The sequence below is a fragment of the Streptomyces sp. NBC_01669 genome, assembly GCF_026339735.1.
GTDB classification, from domain to species: Bacteria; Actinomycetota; Actinomycetes; order Streptomycetales; family Streptomycetaceae; genus Streptomyces; species Streptomyces yanii.
Genome location: NZ_JAPEQG010000001.1, coordinates 873,126 through 889,600 on the forward strand (window position 1 = coordinate 873,126; position 16,475 = coordinate 889,600).

The window sequence follows — 16,475 nt, forward strand, 5'->3', positions numbered from 1 at the left end:
ACTGGCTGTAGGACACGTCGCAAGCGGCCAACTTATGGGCACGCAAAGGGTGATGACAAGGGTTCAGCCGCGAACCCACCTGTCACGCACGGAACGGGTGCACCTCGGATCACAGTTCATCAACAGGGGCGATGCCGGGAGAAGACGCTGGATCCCGCACGCGGGAGAGCGCGCCAGGAAAACAGTGGCACTGCCCTGGCACATGGCGGCGCCCGCACGGACAACTCCATGACAAGGCAGCGCCGACGGGGCACTGATCGTGTCGACCTACGCGGACGACCCACTGCCGGCCATGCTCACGGATGCGGGCCTGCCCGCGGTGCTGTATGCGCGCCCCGCCCGGCCGGTGCGAATCAGCTATGTCGACCTCGCGCACGAGGACGGCGCGCGGCTCGCCGCCGAACACCTGCTGGCGCGGGGCTGCCGCCGTATCGCGACGATCAGCGGGCCGCTCGATCTGCCCGCGGGCCAGGATCGGCTGGCCGGCTTCCGCGACACGATGGCACGCCGCGGACATCCGTGCATCCCCGTCGCCGAGGGACGGTTCACGCAGGAGAGCGGCGAGGCCGCGATGGAGCGACTGCTTGCCGAACACCCGGATCTGGACGGGGTGTTCGCCGCCAATGACGTGATGGCCATGGGTGCTTTCCATGCCCTGCGGGAGCACGGCAGGAGGGTGCCCGAGGTTGTCGCGGTGATCGGGTTCGACGACAGCAGCGCGGCGTCGGCGTGCCGTCCACCGCTGACCACGATCCGACAGCCGGTGGAGGACATGGCTGCGGAGATGGCCCGGCTGCTTCTCGACCGACTCGGCCGGCCGGGCGGAACGGCCACTTCGGTGATCTTCGAACCGGTCCTGGTGGTACGGGACTCGGCGTAGCCGGCCCACGGCACACCCGGCCCATGGCTCCGGGAGGCGAGCCGGAGCGGCGCACGGGTGACACTGCGGGCCCGGCAGCCGGGGCCGCCGACGCGACGACGGGCTCATGCCCGTTGCCCGGACGGCAGAAGAACCTGCCCCGCGCCGAGAATCCCTGTTCCACCGGCCCGGTCCGGCCGGATCCTCACCTGACCGTACGGGCGTTCCACTGCGGCGGCGTGAACGGAACCCGGCGGGGTGAACAGGCCATGCCCGCGTCCCGTATCCATACTGGTCATCCCGGCATCCTCGACAGATTGCAGGAGCACACAGATGAGCGGCACTGCGCAGATCGGCGTCACTGGACTCGCGGTGATGGGCCGCAATCTCGCAAGGAACTTCGCCCGCAACGGCTTCACGGTCGCGGCGCACAATCGTACGTTCGCAAAGACCGATGCCCTGGTCAAGGAGTTCGGCGACGAGGGCACCTTCGTCGCCGCACGCACACCCGAGGAGTTCGTGGCGGCGCTGGAGCGGCCGCGTCGGCTGGTCATCATGGTGAAGGCGGGCGATCCGACCGACGCCGTGATCCAGGAGTTCGCCCCGCTGCTCGAGGAGGGCGACGTCATCATCGACGGTGGCAATGCCCACTTCGAGGACACTCGCCGCCGCGAGAAGGAGCTGCGGGAGCGTGGGATCCACTTCGTCGGTGTCGGTATCTCGGGCGGCGAGGAGGGCGCGCTGAACGGGCCGAGCATCATGCCCGGCGGCTCCACCCAGTCGTACGAATCCCTGGGGCCGCTGCTGGAAAAGATCGCCGCAAAGGCGAAGGACGGCACCCCGTGCACCACGCACATCGGCCCCGACGGCGCCGGGCATTTCGTGAAGATGGTCCACAACGGCATCGAGTACGCGGACATGCAGCTGATCGCCGAGGCGTACGACCTGCTGCGCCGGGTGGCCGGCTACTCCCCCGCGCAGATCGCCGAGACATTCCGCAGCTGGAACACCGGGCGCCTCGACTCGTATCTGATCGAGATCACCGCCGAGGTACTCGCCCATACGGACGAAGCGACGGGGAAGCCTTTCGTCGACATCGTGCAGGACCGCGCCGAGCAGAAGGGCACGGGCCGCTGGACGGTGCAGATCGCGCTGGATCTGGGGGTGCCGGTCTCCGGTATCGCGGAGGCGGTGTTCGCCCGTTCTCTGTCGGGCCACGTGGATCTCCGCGAGGCCGCACGGGAGTTGCCGGGGCCGTCGGCCGTTCCCCTCACCGGGGCAGGGGCGGCAGTCTTCGCCGACCAGGTCGAACAGGCGCTGTACGCCTCCAAGATCGTCTCCTACACGCAGGGGTTCCACCAGATCCGGGCGGGCAGCGAGGCGTACGACTGGAACATCGATCTCGGTGGGGTGGCGGCGATCTGGCGGGCCGGATGCATCATCCGGGCCGCATTCCTGGACCGGATCCGCGCGGCGTACGACGCGCGCCCCGGGCTGGTGAGCCTCCTCTCCGACCAGCAGTTCGCCGCCGAGATCGGCGCGGCGCAGGACGACTGGCGGGCGGTGGTCGCCGAGGCGGCGCGCCAAGGGGTGCCGACGCCCGGGTTCGCCGCCGCGCTCTCGTACTACGACGGGGTGCGCGCCGACCGGCTGCCCGCGGCGCTCACACAGGGGCAGCGGGACTTCTTCGGAGCGCACACCTATCGGCGTACCGACCGTGACGGCTCGTTCCACACGCTCTGGGGCGGCGACCGGTCGGAGGTCTCCACCGGCTGACGGGGGCGGTCGGTCGCCCGGTCGGGTCACCCCGGGGTGCGACGGGGCCGTACGTATGCGTAAGTAGCAGCGAGTACCGTCGGCGTCCCGCACGACCGGGATGCCCCCGCCGAGCTGTCGCCACCACCCACTCGGAGCCTTCGCATGCCCGACGCCGTCCCGGACCCGGCCGCCGCCCAGCCCGTCGTCGCGCCGCTGACCACCGCCGCCCTGATCCTGGTCGCCACGATCGAACCCGGTGGTGAGAGCGCCGTACGCGACGTGCTGCCGGACCTTGCGGCGTTCGCCCGTTCCATCGACTTCCGGGTGCCGGACGCCGGACTGGCCTGTGTGACCGGGTTCGGCTCGGACGCCTGGGACCGGCTGTTCGCGGGGCCCCGGCCGGCCTCGCTCCATCCGTTCCAGGAGCTGCACGGCGCGCGCCACCACGCCCCCGCCACACCGGGCGATCTGCTGCTCCACGTCCGGGGCGAGCGGATGGACGCGTGTTACGAGTGGGCCGCCCGCCTGCTCGACCGGCTCGGCGGAGCGGTGACGGTCGTCGACGAGACGCAGGGGTTCCGGTACTTCGACCACCGGGACCTGCTCGGTTTCGTCGACGGGACGGAGAACCCGGTCGGCGCCGGTGCACGGACGGCGGCGCTGGTGGGCCCCGCAGCCGACCCCGCCTTCGCAGGCGGCAGCTATGTCATCGTCCAGAAGTACCTCCACGACCTGGCGTCCTGGAACACGCTGGGCACGGAGGAGCAGGAGCGCGTCATCGGCCGCACCAAGCAGGACGACGTCGAGCTGCCCGACGACGTCAAACCCCCCAACTCCCATGTCGCGTTGAACACCCTCACCGCGCCGGACGGCACCGCGCGCGAGATCCTGCGCGCCAACATGCCGTTCGGCAGTTTCGAACAGGGCGATTTCGGCACGTACTTCATCGGCTATGCCGCCGATCCGGACGTGACCGAACAGATGCTCCGCAATATGTTCCTCGGAAATCCGCCGGGCACGTACGACCGCATTCTCGACTTCTCGACTGCCGTCACCGGCACCCTCTTCTACGCCCCCAGCGCCGACTTCTTCGACGCCCCGCCGCCGTCCCCCGTCCTGTCCGGGACCGAGTCCCTGTCGCAACCGGCGTCCGCGCCGGTGGCACGGATCACGGTTCCGGCGGATGCGCGGGACGGTTCGCTGCATATCGGCAGCCTGCAAGAAAGCGCCCAGTGATGAACAACCTCCACCGCGAACTCGCCCCCGTCACGGAAGCCGCCTGGGACCAGATCGAGGAGGAGGCCCGGCGCACCTTCAGCCGTCACCTGGCGGGCCGCCGCGTCATCGATGTGACGGATCCGGAGGGACCGTCGTTCTCGGCGGTCGGTGACGGGCATCTGCGGGACATCGACCCGCCGACGCCGGATGTCATCGCCCGGGCCCGTACCTCGGTGCCGGTGATCGAGTGGCGGGTGCCGTTCACGGTGACCCGGGCCGCCGTGGACGATGTGGAGCGCGGCTCCGACGACAGTGACTGGCAGCCCGTCAAGGACGCCGCCCGGACCTGTGCGTTCGCCGAGGACATGGCCGTCATCGACGGGTATGCGGCGGCCGGGATCACTGGCCTGCGCGACGGTTCCTCGCACGCTCCGCTGCCGCTGCCCGCCGATGCGCGCGACTATCCGGCCACGGTGAGCCAGGCGCTGACCCAGCTGCGGCTGGCCGGTGTGGACGGGCCGTACCGGCTGCTGCTCGGCGCCGACGCGTTCACCGAGGCGACCGAGACGTCCGACCACGGCTATCCGGTGGCCACGCATCTCGCTCGGTTGCTGGACGACCAGATCCTCTGGGCGCCCGCCGTCGCGGGCGGTGTGCTGCTGTCCACCCGCGGTGGCGATTTCGAACTGCGCCTGGGCCAGGATCTGTCCATCGGCTATCGGGACCACGACGCGACACACATCCGGCTCTACTTCCACCAGTCGTTCACGTTCCGGATGCTGACGCCTGAAGCCGTGGTCCCGATCATCGCCTGATCGCCGGGGCCGGGTCCGCGGCTGCTGCCTACCGGCGCCCGGCCGCCTCGACGGTCCAGGTGAGCGTGTCGGTGGCCAGGGCGCGGACCGCGGGGTCGCGGATGGCGTCCGTACGGTCCACGGCCTCGGCGGTCACCCGGTGGCCGCGGCCGTCCGCGCGCACGCCGAGCGAGGCCGGGGTGACGGCGGTGCGGCCGCGGGCGGAGACCTTCTCGACACCGTCGACGTACCAGCGCAGATCCGTCCGCGCGAGACCGGCCGCCGGGCCGGACCCGTGTCCTTGGCCACCGGTGCTTCCCAGGCCGGCGAGGGTGACCCGGATCCGCTTGCCGTGCGTGATCGCGACGCTCGTGTCGAGGGTGCTGCTCAGTGCGTTGCCCGCGCGGTAGAACCCGGCGATCATCGCCTCGCGTCCCGGCAGGTTGAACTCGGTGCTGGACAGCTCACGCATGAGCGAGGTCGAGGTCGGCCGGTAGATGCCGAGCGGATAGTAGGCGCTGCCTTCGTACGTGCCGACCGTCGAGCCCGTCGGGTCGCTCTCGCCCAGCCAGCGGTACCACTTGGCGCGCTTCTCGGCGAGCTGCGCGGGGGTGTATGTGGTGGAGTTGGGTCCGTCGGTCTCGCCGCCGGTCCAGGTGCCGAACGAGGGGTAGGTGTACTCGTCGTCCAGGAGGCCCACCGAGTGGCCTATCTCATGAACGGCGATCATGCTCGACTTGGCGTTGTCGGAGGAGAGCGTGGACACGCCGCCGAAGGGGTAACCCTCGGCCTGCAGACCGGAGTAGCCCGCACCACCGTACTTGGTGGAGTTGGCGATGACGACGACGAGGTCGGCGGCGGGCGCCTCGGCCGCGTACGAGGCCACCTTGTCGATGTCGGCACAGACGAGGCGCTCGATGTCCCCGCACCAGAAGTAGCTGGAGAGCGCGGTGTCCTTGACGATGTCGGCGCCGGGGTCGCCGCTGATGCCGGACTCGTTGGAGACGGCGTCGACGGTCCAGACGTTGAACAGGCCCCGGTAGCTCCGGTACGGCTCGACGGCGGTGATGTCGGCCCACTTGGCGGTGGCATCGGCGTGGAAATCGGCCTGCTGGTCGGCCGTGTAGCCGTCACCGATGATCACGACGTCGAGCCGGTCGTCGGTCGAGCCGGTCACTTGCTGCCTGCCGACCGCACCGTCCAGAGCGGCCTCGGCTGCGCTCAGGGACGCGCCCGCGCTCCGGCCGCTCTTCCTGGGTGCGGTGGCCGGGACCTCGACGCTCTTCCCTGCGCCTCCCGGTTCCGGGAAGTACTCGACGCGATGGCTGCCCTTGCCGTCGCCCCCGGTCGGGGCGGCCGCCGCGGGGGCGGCAGCGGCAGCGGTCGCTGCGAGCAGGCCGGCAACGGCAAGCGCCGCCACCGATCCGGTGGTTCGGCGCGTGGCCGGGCGTATGCGCATGTACAACTCCTTGAGGGGCTCCGACGTCGAGCGGACGCGCAACGGTGCGCGATCAGCTGCTAATCAGCGAATTAAATCGACTTAGGTCGACGCTTAACCTAGGGGTGGAAGAAGCACGGAACAAGACCCGGAAACCGAGCGGCCGGTGATCGAATCCGGTCAATCGCCGCTCATGGAGACCGGATCGGCACCCCTCGCCGACCGGGCACCGGGCGTACTCCTGCCATCGGCCGGTCGCTCGTATGCTCGGTTCCCATGACGAGGCGCGACGTGCCCGAGCCTGAGCGGGAGCCGCAATCCGGGGTCACGCTCCGCGAGATCCTGGCGTTCGACGACAGCGGCACACTCCGCCTGTTGCTCGCGCCCGCCGACCACGTCGTCGGCGTCCGCGGTGTGGCCGTCGGTGACGAAGGGCAGGCACAGCCACTCGACCGGCGCATCGTGCTGGCCGTCGGCCCGCCGGCCTCCTCCGCCTCTGCGGCGGGCCCGATCCGTGAGGCCGCCCGCCGCGGCGCCTGCGCCGTAGTGCTCCGCGATACGGAAGGGGTGCCCACGGCGCCCGAAGTACTGGCCGCCGCCGAGGAGTCGGGCATCGCCCTGCTCGCCCGTGCGGCCTGGGCCGACTGGACCGACACCGCGACCCTGCTGCGTTCCGCGCTCTCCTACGCCGAGGCAGGCCGGACCGGGGAGACGGCCACCACGGGGGACACGTCAGCCGGCGGGCTGGCAGCCCTCGCCTCGGCCATCGCCGAGAACACCGGGGGCTCCATCACCATCGAGGACACCCGCTTCCGGGTGCTGGCCCACTCCGCCACCCGCCCCGAGGCCGACGGGGTCCGCCGGTCCACGATTCTCGGCGGCAGGGTTCCCCAGTGGCGGGTCGCCGAACTCCGGCGCAGCGGAATCCTCCGTGCCTTGTGGACCTCCCGGGACGTCATCCACCGGGCCGCCGAAGGCGACAGCCCCGAGCGTCTGATCATCGCGGTCCGCAGCGGCTCCGAAGTCCTCGGCTCCATCTGGGCGGCCAGGGACGGGCGCGCGCTCTCCGCGCAAGCAGCGGATGCGCTGCGGCGCGGAGCGGAGGCCGCCGCCCCTCACCTGGTGCAGCACCGGCTGCGCGAGAGCGGGGCCGTGCGCCGGAGGAACCATGCGCTGAGCGGTCTGCTGTACGGGCGTGGGGACCGGCGCACCCACGCCTGGTCGCTGGGGCTGCCACCGGACGCGCCGTGCGCAGTCCTGGTGGCCGAACGTGACGGCACGGCAGGGGCGTCGGCCGACCGCGTCCTGGATGTACTCGCCCTGCAGGCATCCTCGTACCACCCCTCGGCGCGCGTGCTGCGCGAGAGGGACCGACTGCTGGTACTGCTGCCCGTCGAGCGCGGCGAGGACAGGGAAGTGCTGTGTCTTGCACGTGAGTTGGACGCACTCGCCGTGTCGATGCCCGGCTCCGCCCCGGTCCGGGTCGGGGCGGGTCCCGTCGTACCCACCGCCCTGCGGGCCGCCGCCTCCTGCGAGGAGGCGGCGCTGGTCGTACGGGTGCTGCGCAACCGCGCCGTGGACGGCAGGGAGCCTGAGCCCCTGCGGTACGCCGGGGCGGCCGAAGTCGGTGCCTCCCTGGACGTCCTGCGGGTCCTGGACGCCGTACGGCCGGTCTGGGAAGCGGGCAGCGGGCCGGTGCACGACCTCGTACGGTCCGACCTGGCGACCGGGGGCGAGCTGGTCCGCTCACTCGCCGCCTACTTCGACGCGTCGGGCGACGTCGGCCGGGCCGCCCAGAAGCTCGTCCTGCACCCCAACACCCTGCGGTACCGGCTGCGCCGCGCCCGGGAGCGGTACGGCATCGATCTCGACGACCCCGACACCCGGCTGCTCATCACCCTCGCCGTCCGGCTGAGCGGCTAGGTTTGTCCCTGATTCGTACGGTCGTTGGACCCGCGGCCAAGGTCCGGCGCCGATCCTGTTCTGCTCGACAGAGACCTGTGGGGCCCCCATCACCGACTCTCGCCGTATGCCTCTCACCACGCCCGCTCCGGGCCCTTCGTCCTCCGCGCGTGTCGCCGCCGCGGTCCGCCACGCCGTCGGCACCGGGCTGCTCGGCGAGGGCCGGCCCGTCGCCGGGTTCATCGACACCGACGGGGTGCGCCACTCGGTCGCCGCCCTCCATGGCGCGTTCACCGACACGCCCGCCACCGTGCTGCACACCTTCGCCGCCAAGGCCGCGTCCCTCGTCCCCGTGCTGAGGCTGCTCGCCGACTGCGGCATGGGATGCGAGGTCGCCAGCCCCGGTGAGCTGAGGCTCGCCCTCGACGCCGGTTTCGCACCTTCGACGATCGTCCTCGACTCCCCCGCCAAGACGCGCGACGAGATCCGTCAGGCGCTCGCGCTCGGTGTGGCACTCAATGCCGACGGCCTCGACGAGGTGCGGCGCATCGCCTCGCTCCGGCCCCGGAACTCGGTCTCCGTCATTGGGCTGCGCATCAACCCACAGGTGGGCGGAGGCTCCATCAGCGCGATGAGCACTGCGACGCCGACCTCCAAGTTCGGCGTGGCGCTGCACGACCCCGGCGCGCGCGAGAGTGTCGTCCGGGCATTCGCCGAACACGCCTGGCTGACCCGCCTGCATGCCCATGTCGGCTCCCAGGGCTGTTCGTTGGACCTGATCGCGACCGGGGTCGCGGAGACGTACCGACTCGCCGAGGAGATCAACGAGACCCTCGGTGCCCGGCAGATCACCAGCATCGACCTCGGCGGCGGACTGCCCGTCAACTTCGAGGACGACTCCGTACGGCCCACCTTTAGCGCCTATGTGGCGGCGCTGCGCGCAGCGGCGCCGGGGCTCTTCGACGGCCGGTACGGGCTGGTCACGGAGTTCGGCCGGTCGCTGCTCGCGAAGAACGGCTTCATCGGGGCGCTGGTGGAGTACACGAAGGACGCGGGCTCCCGCCGTATCGCGCTCACCCACGCGGGCGCGCAGATCGCCACCCGTACCGTCTTCATGCCCGAGTCCTGGCCGCTGCGGGTCGGGGCGTTCGACACCGAGGGGCGTCCCAAGGACGGTCCGCCGCTGGTCCAGGACATCGCGGGACCGTGCTGTTTCGCCGGGGACGTCGTCGCGCACGCCCGGGAACTACCCGAACTGCGGGAGGGTGACTTCGTGGTGCTGTACGACACCGGCGCGTACTACTTCTCGACCCCCTGGTCGTACAACAGTCTGCCGAGGCCCGCCGTATACGGTTTCAGCACGGCCGGCGCCGGGAGCGACAGCTCGGGCGAGGAGACCGTGCGATTCGCGCCGGTGCGTGACGCCCAGTCGTTGGAGTCGATCGCCGAGGAGAGCGGGGCGGGACACGCCGACTCCCTCCTCGGAATCGGCCCCTGTCACACCGAGTAGCCGTCCGGCCCTGACTCGTCATCCGGCGGGGTGGGGCGTGGGCTCCGGCTCCGGTACCGGTTCAGGGTTGGGCGACGGCGGCTGGGGAATCGGGTCCGGCGACGGACCGGGCGGCACCGGACCGGGTACCGGCGGGGCAGGTGTCGGCTCCGGCAGCGGCGAGGGCGGTCCGGGCAGAGGTCCGGGTGTCGGCGCCGGCGGCACGGGGTCGGGATACGGGTTGGTCATCTCGGGCTCCAAAGTGCGGGCAGATCTCCTGTCCACCGTCTCCCGGAGCAGCTGCCCGCGCCTGCCGAGACCATACGTCCGGGTTCCGTGCCACCGGACGAGAACCCGTACGGCGGGTCAGTGCGCCGCCGCGGCCGCGGCGGCGAGCCCGGGCCGGGGACTGGAGAGGATCGGGATCCGCGTGACCGTCCGGGTGACGGCATCGGCCATGGACGCCTGGGCCAGCACGATCACATCGGCGTCCGCCACCCGGTCGGCGGCAGCGGCCACCAGCTCCAGATAGCCGTCACGGTCGCCGGCTTCGAACCGCGCCCACGCCCCCTCGACCAGCACCGTACGGATGTCCGCGGCCCGATCACCCGCCTCCTCGGCCAGCAGGGCCAGGGTCGGTGCCAGGGTGTCCGCAAGCGCGGCGAGGACCACGACGCGGCCGCGGCCGACGGCGTCCGCCGCCATCGGCCGGTCGACCCGCAGGACAGGGACGCCGAGCGCCGCCGCGGCGGACTCGGCGACCCCGCCGATCGTCGAACAGGTACAGAGCACGGCGCTCGCGCCTTCGGCGACGGCGCCCGCGAGCAGGGCCTGGATCTCCCCCTGCACCGCTTCGGGCCCCGCATCCCGGGCTCGGGCGAGCAGATCCTCGTACACGAGGTGGCGCAGGGCGAGACCGGGGTGATCGGTGTCGCGCAGCGCCTCGAAGACCGGAACGTGGACCGGGGAGGTGTGCAGAAGCGCGAGTGTCCCGGGCATCAGGACAGCTCCGGGTGGGTCTCCAGCTGTTCCTTCGCCCGCTCCACCAGCTCGGCCGGGGCCACGGGGGCCTGGTCGGGGTGGTTCTGGGCCCACTTCGCCGCGTACGAGCAGAGCGGGACGACAGGCACGCCCTCGCGGTCCGCCATGGCGTAGAACTCCTGGGCCAGGGCTCCGGCGTAGCCCTTGCCCCTGTGCTCCGGTTCGACGACGGTGTGCACGGCGACGAGTGCCGCGGGGGCGCCGTCCATCACGAAATACGCGATGACTCCGGCGGCCACGTCGTCGACGAGAGCGAGCAGATTGCCGTTCTCCCGGTCGTCGAAGAATTCGAGCCCGGTGTTCTCAGCCATGACGGGGACTCCCTGGCGGTGGAACGGTCAGTTGGTGGCGGGCACGGCGTACGGGCTGCGCTCGGTGGCGGTGCCCGGCACGGGCGCGGAGGCATCGGCGCCGAGCGCGACGATCCGGTTATCCGCGTCGACGTGGACGATGCTCGGGGTCAGCGTGCGGGCCTCGGCGTCGTCGACCTGTGCGTAGCTGATCAGGATCACGAGGTCGCCGGGGTGGACGAGGTGGGCGGCGGCGCCATTGATACCGATGACGCCGGAGCCGCGTTCGCCCTCGATGACGTACGTCTCCAGTCGGGCACCGTTGTCGATGTCGACGATGTGCACGAGCTCGCCGGGCAGAAGATCCGCGGCTTCCATGAGTGCGGCATCCACGGTGACGGAACCGACGTAGTGCAGGTCGGCCTGAGTCACGGTGGCACGATGGATCTTGGACTTGAACATGGTACGCATCATTGAGGCACTCCCGGATCTAAGCTCCCTGCCTGCATTTTTGCAGGTCAAGGGCGGTTTCCTTACCCTAGTCGCGTTTCCGGTCAGCTTCCCCGGGGTTCCCAAGGACTGATGCTGACCAATTGCCGACTTTCCTGACGCACCGTCAGGTGGGGTCGGAGGTCATCCGCGGACTGCCAGCGTCCGTCCCACCGCGAGGACGGCGCCAGCCTACGCGACCACCGGGACAGGGCGATCGTGCCGCCCGTAGGTGGCGAAGAAGTTCTTCGGCAGCTGGGCCCCGCCCGGGCGCCCGGCTCGGATGGAGCCGCGCTCCTGTGCGCCGCACAGCCCCAGCGGCGAGGCGGCCGGCTCGACCGCACCCTGCACGCGATCGCCGACACCCCCCTCACGACCGCCTGCCTGGCCCGCAACGAGCCCGGCGGCGCCCCCTGGACACTGCACTTGAGCACTGCGGGACAGGATGTCACCCGACTCTCCCTTGTACGACGTCGGCCCGGGCGCCCTGAACTACGGCTCTGATCCACGTCACAGCCGAGGTCATCGGGCCCGGCCAGGGGACGATCACCCATCCGCCCACCCTTCCTGAGACCTGCCCTCGCCGCTCTCCAGGGTGCCGTCGAACGGGTTCGGCTCGTCGGGCATCCTTGGGGTGGGCCAGCGAGACGGTTAAGGGAGCTGTGGTGGACGAGCGCGCGCAGGATTCGCGTGAGGTGGAGACATCCGGGATGTCTCCACAACTGCGGCTGGATGCACTGCTGGAGGACCTGCAGCAGCAGGTGACGCAGGTTCGGGGGGCCCGGGACCGGGTCCACACGCTGCTGGACGCGGTGCTGGCGGTCGGCTCCGACCTGGACCTGGAGGTGGTGCTGCACCGCATCGTGGAGTCGGCGGTCACCCTGGTCGACGCCCAATACGGGGCGCTCGGCGTCCTGGGCGAGGAAGGCACGATCAAGCAGTTCGTCACGGTCGGCATGGACGAGAAGGCCATCGCCCGGATCGGGCACTACCCGCGCGGCGAGGGCATCCTCGGGCAGCTCATCCGTCACCCGGAACCGCTGCGCCTGGCGAACCTGGCCCAGCATCCAGCGTCCGTCGGCTTCCCGTCCGGGCATCCGCCGATGACCAGCTTCCTCGGCGCCCCCATCCGGGTCCGCGACCAGGTCTTCGGCAACCTGTACCTGACCAACAAGCAGAGCGGAGCGGAGTTCGACACCGACGACGAGGCGGTGCTGCGGACCCTGGCCGCGGCGGCCGGTGTGGCGATCGACAACGCCCGGCTGTACGAGGATGCGGACCGCCGACAGCGGTGGCTGGCGGCCAGCAACGAGCTGACGCGTAGCCTGCTGTCCGGTGCGGAGCCCGCCGCCGTGCTGGAGTCTGTCACGGCCACCGTGCGGGAGATGGCCGGTGCGGACCTGGTCACCTTGGCGGTGCCGGTCGGTGACCGCGGCGAGTTGGCCATCGAGGCCGCCTCGGGAGCGTTGGCCGAGGAGGTCCGCGGGCTGGTGCTGCCCGCCGCGGCGCTGGCTGCGAAGGTCTTCACGTCCGGGGAGAGGATCGCCAGTGATGCCGTGAGCGCCGACCCGCGCGCCGAGGGCGGCAGCGCCTCGGTGGTGGAGCTGGGGCCGGCGTTCTTCGTACCGCTCGGCACCCGGGAGCACGTCCGCGGGGTACTGCAGGTGGCGAACGTACCGGGCAGCGCTTTCTTCACGGACGCCGTTGTCGACATGGTCACCGGGTTCGGCAACCAGGCTGCGTTGGCCTTGGACGTCGCTGAGCACCGGCGGGACACGGAGCGCATGCTCGTGCTCAATGACCGCGACAGGATTGCCCGAGACCTGCATGACCTGGTCATCCAGCGGCTGTTCGCCGGCGCGCTGTCGCTGCAGTCCACGCTGGGCCGAGTGGCCGACCGGCCGCAGGTCGGCGAGCGGATCCAGCGGGTTGTGAACGACCTGGATGACACCATCAAGATCATCCGTTCCACCATCTACGGCCTACGCGAGCACGATCAGACCCGTCGCGGCAGCGGGCTGCGCGCCCAGCTGGTGGCGGCCACTGAACGGGCCACCGAATCGCTTGCCTTTGCCCCGGCACTACGCATGACCGGGTTGCTGGACACGGCCGTGTCCGCCGAACAGGCCGAACAGTTGCTGGCCGTGCTCGGCGAGGCCCTGTCCAACGCCGCTCGGCACGCGCACGCCACCACCGTCGACGTCAGCGTCGATGTCACCGGCGCCGCCCTGCAGCTGCGCGTGGCCGACAACGGCCGCGGGATCGACCCGGCGGTCACCCGCCGCAGCGGTCTGGCCAACCTCTGCAGGCGCGCGGAGGAGATGGGCGGCACGTTCAACCTGTCTTCGAACGAACCGAGTGGCACCGTCGTCGAGTGGGTCGTCCCGCTGGCTGTGTAACTTTTCCGTGGATGTCGCTTCGACGTGAGTTCAGGAGTCACCTGCGTCGGTTCCGCATGAATCAATGTCGGTGGTGAGAATTGATGTCCCCCGATTTGGAGCGCAGGGCTCGTGGAGCTCATCGCGAGCCTGCGGTTCGGAAAAGAGCCCGCCACACCTCAGTACCCGGGGGACCACGAACGGGCGCACCACCTTGTCGTGCAATCAGCGGTCCCGGTAGAAGTCGTCCGCCTGCCGGCCGCCGGTTCTGTGCAGCGAGCGGTCGTTCGAGACCTGTGCGCGGGTGAGGAACCAGCGGGTGCGCACCAGGGCGTCCGTCAGTTCGTTGCCCATACCCGCGTGGCCCGGATTGGGGCCGGTCTACGTGCTCACAGTGATGTCTCTCCTGAGGAAGACACTGTTGTGCACCCCCTGGAGGCGGTTTTGATCAGTCCGTGGCACCGGCCGGGAGGAGGGTGCCCACGCGGGCGCGGACTGCCTCAACGGCTTCCCATTCCTCGGTGCTGAGGTTGGCCAGGGCAGCCGGGAAGACGCCGTCCTGCTCCTTGAGGATGTGGTTGCGCAGCAGGTCGAGGGTCTCGATCAGGCGCTCCGGCCAGGTGGGATCGGCCAGGAACGGTCCCTCGGCCTCGGCCAGCACGGCCTCGATGCGGCGGTGCTCGGCCTCCAGCGCGGCGATCTTCTCGGAGAACTCGGCGACCAGGGCGGGGAACAGGCCGTGCTCCTCGACCTGGGTGTGCGGACCGAGCACGGTAGCGATCTCCCGGGCCAGCTCCGCCATGCGCGTGACCTCGCCGTTGCGGCGGGCCTCACGTACGTGGCTGATGAGGTTGACGACCCTCTCGTGCTCCATGGTCAACTCGTCGATGGTTTCCAGCGCCTGGCAACCGCAGTACTCGCACATGGTGTGGTTTTCTCCTGCTTCAGTTGGTCAGTGCGGCGGGGGCGCGGTGGGTGAGGGCCCGGCGGACGCCGCTGCCGGTGAAGGCCAGCGCGGCGGCCGGGGCCAGGGCGACGCCCAGGACGCGAACCGGGCCGATGCGGTCCGACAGCCAGCCGCCCACCGGACGCATCGCCACGGCCAGCAGCACGAACCCGGCCATGCGGTTGGCCGCGTCGGCCTGGGTGCGGCCGTAGCCGGTCTTCAGGTAGGTGGGCAGGTGGACGGAGAAGGCGACGTAGCCGCCGAATGCGACCGCGTACAGTGCGCACGCCTGCCAGGTGATACCCAGCTTGCACGTGGCAGCGGGCGAGCGGCTCGGCGGGCACCATGCGGCCGGGCACGTCGCGCAGCACCAGCGCGGCCATGACCGCGCAGGTGCTGCCCGCATCCAACCGCGGATGCGGGCAGCTCACTGCGTCGCCGAACGTCACCGGCCCTGATTCCCCGTCTTGTGGGCCTTGATTGTGTGCTTCCTGCCGCCTCGGCGGTCGGACGTTTCAGCCCTCGGCGTGGGCCAGCCACAGGTCGGGGCCGAAGACCTCGTAGCGGATACGGCGCGCGGGGATACCGGCCTGGAGCAGTTGGGTGCGGACGGCGCGCATGAAGGGGAGCGAGCCGCACAGGTACACGTCGGCGTCGGCGGGCAGGTCAAGGCCGTCGAGGTCCATCAGGCCCGTGCGGGAACCGGGTTCCTCAGCTGCGTCCTGTTCGTACCAGAACTCTGCCCGTGCATCGGGCAGTTGCTCCACGAGACGGCGGGTGTCGGCGCGCAGGGCGTGGTCGGCCGGGGTGCGGTCGGCGTGCAGGACATGGACCGGACGGGCGGAGCCGGTGGCCGCGAGGTGTTCGAGCATGGCGACCATGGGGGTGCAGCCGATGCCGGCGGATGCCAACACGAGCGGGGTGTCGGCGTCGTCGAGGACCACGTCTCCGAACGAGGCTGACAGGGTGAGTTCGCCGCCGGTCCGGACGGTGCGGTGCAGTTGGTTGGAGACCTCGCCCTCGGGTGCCTCGGCAACGCTTGCCACCCGCTTGACGGTGATGCGCCGCAGCCGGTCGCCGGGGGCGTTGGACAGGCTGTACTGGCGGGTCTGGTGAATGCCGTCGGGCATGAGGACCCTGACGCTGACGTACTGGCCGGCGCGGGCCGGAGGCACGGGGCCGTCGTCGGCCGGGCGCAGCAGGAAGGATGCCACGTCCGGGCTCTCCTCCCGCCGCTCCACGACGTTCCATTGCCGCCACGGGTGCCGGGGGTCGACCTGGGCTTCCTGGTAGAGCCGGGCCTCCTGGGCGATGAGGGCGCCGGCCATCAGCCAGTACACCTCGTCCCAGGCGGCGGCCACCTCCGGGGTGACGGCCTCGCCGAGCACGTCGCCGATGGCGCGGAAGAGGTACTTGTGGACGATCGTGTACTGGTCCTCGGTGACGCCGAGCGCGGCGTGCTTGTGCGCGATCCGGGCAAGCAGCGCGTCGGGGCGGGTGTCGGGGTCGGCCAGCAGCGCCTGGGCGAAGGACGCGATGGACCCAGCCAGGGCTCGTCGCTGCTCGCCGCTGGCCTGGTTACCGCGGTTGAACAGCCCGTCCAGCAGCTCGGGCTGCTCGGCGAACATGGTGCCGTAGAAACGCGCTGTGATCTCGTCCAGCGCCCCGCCGACGGCAGGCAGGGTGGCGCGAATGACAGCGGCCGACTCGGGCGAAAGCATGGCTCTCCTTTGCAATGCGGGCACATAGAGGGACGGCGCTCACCGTCACAGCCGCGGTCCGTGATGCGGATCTGACCGGCACATCGATCGTGCCGGTGGCGCCGTGATCTCGAATAGGGCCGAACTTCCCTGAGGACAGGGCCCATCGGGCC

The 16,475-nt window shown here is 70.8% G+C and carries 14 protein-coding genes and 2 pseudogenes; 7 read left to right on the plus strand and 9 right to left on the minus strand.

The features are described 5' to 3' along the window. Positions 1 to 232 precede the first annotated feature (232 nt). The 4 genes and pseudogenes from OG972_RS03925 to OG972_RS03940 all read left to right on the plus strand — a co-directional run. Positions 233 to 880 (plus strand): annotated as a pseudogene (locus OG972_RS03925) (LacI family DNA-binding transcriptional regulator); the annotation flags it as partial. Positions 881 to 1,192: 312 nt separating this feature from the next. After that, positions 1,193 to 2,635: an NADP-dependent phosphogluconate dehydrogenase gene (gene gndA, locus OG972_RS03930; RefSeq protein ID WP_266978307.1), complete on the plus strand. Its 1,443-nt coding sequence runs from the start codon at positions 1,193 to 1,195 to the stop codon at positions 2,633 to 2,635. A gap of 144 nt (positions 2,636 to 2,779) precedes the next feature. Then, positions 2,780 to 3,853 carry a Dyp-type peroxidase gene (locus tag OG972_RS03935; RefSeq protein ID WP_266978308.1) on the plus strand — a complete coding sequence of 358 codons (1,074 nt, stop codon included), beginning with the start codon at positions 2,780 to 2,782 and terminating at the stop codon, positions 3,851 to 3,853. Then, positions 3,853 to 4,650, plus strand: a complete 798-nt coding sequence (locus OG972_RS03940) for a family 1 encapsulin nanocompartment shell protein (protein WP_266978310.1) — start codon at positions 3,853 to 3,855, stop codon at positions 4,648 to 4,650. Before OG972_RS03935 ends, OG972_RS03940 begins: the two co-directional genes overlap by 1 nt. A 28-nt stretch (positions 4,651 to 4,678) precedes the next feature. Here the strand turns inward: OG972_RS03940 and OG972_RS03945 are convergent, their stop codons facing one another. Continuing rightward, positions 4,679 to 6,088, minus strand: coding sequence for a M64 family metallopeptidase (locus tag OG972_RS03945; protein WP_266978311.1), 1,410 nt, complete (start codon positions 6,086 to 6,088; stop codon positions 4,679 to 4,681). 255 nt (positions 6,089 to 6,343) lie between these two features. Here OG972_RS03945 and OG972_RS03950 point away from each other — a divergent pair, with 255 nt between their 5' ends. Beyond that, positions 6,344 to 7,990, plus strand: a complete 1,647-nt coding sequence (locus tag OG972_RS03950) for a CdaR family transcriptional regulator (protein ID WP_266978313.1) — start codon at positions 6,344 to 6,346, stop codon at positions 7,988 to 7,990. A 106-nt stretch (positions 7,991 to 8,096) separates the two neighbouring features. Continuing rightward, on the plus strand, positions 8,097 to 9,479 hold the full coding sequence (locus tag OG972_RS03955; protein ID WP_266978315.1) for a diaminopimelate decarboxylase: 1,383 nt from the start codon (positions 8,097 to 8,099) through the stop codon (positions 9,477 to 9,479). Positions 9,480 to 9,824: 345 nt separating this feature from the next. Here OG972_RS03955 and OG972_RS03960 read toward each other — a convergent pair whose 3' ends face one another. From OG972_RS03960 to OG972_RS03975, 4 genes are all read right to left on the minus strand, one after another. Beyond that, on the minus strand, positions 9,825 to 10,457 hold the full coding sequence (locus OG972_RS03960) for an aspartate/glutamate racemase family protein (RefSeq protein ID WP_266978317.1): 633 nt from the start codon (positions 10,455 to 10,457) through the stop codon (positions 9,825 to 9,827). Then, positions 10,457 to 10,810 carry a GNAT family N-acetyltransferase gene (locus OG972_RS03965; RefSeq protein WP_266978319.1) on the minus strand — a complete coding sequence of 118 codons (354 nt, stop codon included), beginning with the start codon at positions 10,808 to 10,810 and terminating at the stop codon, positions 10,457 to 10,459. Before OG972_RS03965 ends, OG972_RS03960 begins: the two co-directional genes overlap by 1 nt. A gap of 27 nt (positions 10,811 to 10,837) precedes the next feature. Then, positions 10,838 to 11,263 (minus strand): aspartate 1-decarboxylase, encoded by a 426-nt coding sequence (panD, locus tag OG972_RS03970; RefSeq protein ID WP_266978321.1) that lies wholly within the window; start codon positions 11,261 to 11,263, stop codon positions 10,838 to 10,840. Positions 11,264 to 11,470: 207 nt separating this feature from the next. Further along, entirely contained in the window at positions 11,471 to 11,629 is a 159-nt protein-coding gene (locus OG972_RS03975; protein WP_266978323.1) for a hypothetical protein, read from the minus strand. Between the two features lie 359 nt (positions 11,630 to 11,988). On the opposite strand from OG972_RS03975, the gene OG972_RS03980 reads away from it, so the two are divergent. Further along, positions 11,989 to 13,677: a GAF domain-containing protein gene (locus OG972_RS03980; RefSeq protein ID WP_266978325.1), complete on the plus strand. Its 1,689-nt coding sequence runs from the start codon at positions 11,989 to 11,991 to the stop codon at positions 13,675 to 13,677. 204 nt (positions 13,678 to 13,881) lie between these two features. Here OG972_RS03980 and OG972_RS03985 read toward each other — a convergent pair whose 3' ends face one another. From OG972_RS03985 to OG972_RS04000, 4 genes and pseudogenes are all read right to left on the minus strand, one after another. After that, a complete protein-coding gene (locus OG972_RS03985) occupies positions 13,882 to 14,010 on the minus strand; it encodes a hypothetical protein (protein WP_266978327.1) in 129 nt (42 codons plus the stop codon). Between the two features lie 94 nt (positions 14,011 to 14,104). Then, positions 14,105 to 14,581: a hemerythrin domain-containing protein gene (locus tag OG972_RS03990; RefSeq protein WP_266978329.1), complete on the minus strand. Its 477-nt coding sequence runs from the start codon at positions 14,579 to 14,581 to the stop codon at positions 14,105 to 14,107. 100 nt (positions 14,582 to 14,681) lie between these two features. Further along, positions 14,682 to 14,991 (minus strand): annotated as a pseudogene (locus OG972_RS03995) (MFS transporter); the annotation flags it as partial. A gap of 126 nt (positions 14,992 to 15,117) precedes the next feature. After that, positions 15,118 to 16,323: a globin domain-containing protein gene (locus OG972_RS04000; RefSeq protein WP_266978330.1), complete on the minus strand. Its 1,206-nt coding sequence runs from the start codon at positions 16,321 to 16,323 to the stop codon at positions 15,118 to 15,120. Positions 16,324 to 16,475 lie beyond the last annotated feature (152 nt).

Coding starts and splice junctions, on each gene's coding strand:
- OG972_RS03950 (WP_266978313.1), top strand. CDS start 6,344: ATGACGAGGCGCGACGTGCCCGAGCCTGAGCGGGAGCCGCAATCCGGG.
- OG972_RS04000 (WP_266978330.1), bottom strand. CDS start 16,323: ATGCTTTCGCCCGAGTCGGCCGCTGTCATTCGCGCCACCCTGCCTGCC.
- OG972_RS03985 (WP_266978327.1), bottom strand. CDS start 14,010: ATGGGCAACGAACTGACGGACGCCCTGGTGCGCACCCGCTGGTTCCTC.
- OG972_RS03940 (WP_266978310.1), top strand. CDS start 3,853: ATGAACAACCTCCACCGCGAACTCGCCCCCGTCACGGAAGCCGCCTGG.
- OG972_RS03980 (WP_266978325.1), top strand. CDS start 11,989: ATGTCTCCACAACTGCGGCTGGATGCACTGCTGGAGGACCTGCAGCAG.
- OG972_RS03955 (WP_266978315.1), top strand. CDS start 8,097: ATGCCTCTCACCACGCCCGCTCCGGGCCCTTCGTCCTCCGCGCGTGTC.
- panD (WP_266978321.1), bottom strand. CDS start 11,263: ATGATGCGTACCATGTTCAAGTCCAAGATCCATCGTGCCACCGTGACT.
- gndA (WP_266978307.1), top strand. CDS start 1,193: ATGAGCGGCACTGCGCAGATCGGCGTCACTGGACTCGCGGTGATGGGC.
- OG972_RS03960 (WP_266978317.1), bottom strand. CDS start 10,457: ATGCCCGGGACACTCGCGCTTCTGCACACCTCCCCGGTCCACGTTCCG.
- OG972_RS03965 (WP_266978319.1), bottom strand. CDS start 10,810: ATGGCTGAGAACACCGGGCTCGAATTCTTCGACGACCGGGAGAACGGC.
- OG972_RS03990 (WP_266978329.1), bottom strand. CDS start 14,581: ATGTGCGAGTACTGCGGTTGCCAGGCGCTGGAAACCATCGACGAGTTG.
- OG972_RS03945 (WP_266978311.1), bottom strand. CDS start 6,088: ATGCGCATACGCCCGGCCACGCGCCGAACCACCGGATCGGTGGCGGCG.
- OG972_RS03935 (WP_266978308.1), top strand. CDS start 2,780: ATGCCCGACGCCGTCCCGGACCCGGCCGCCGCCCAGCCCGTCGTCGCG.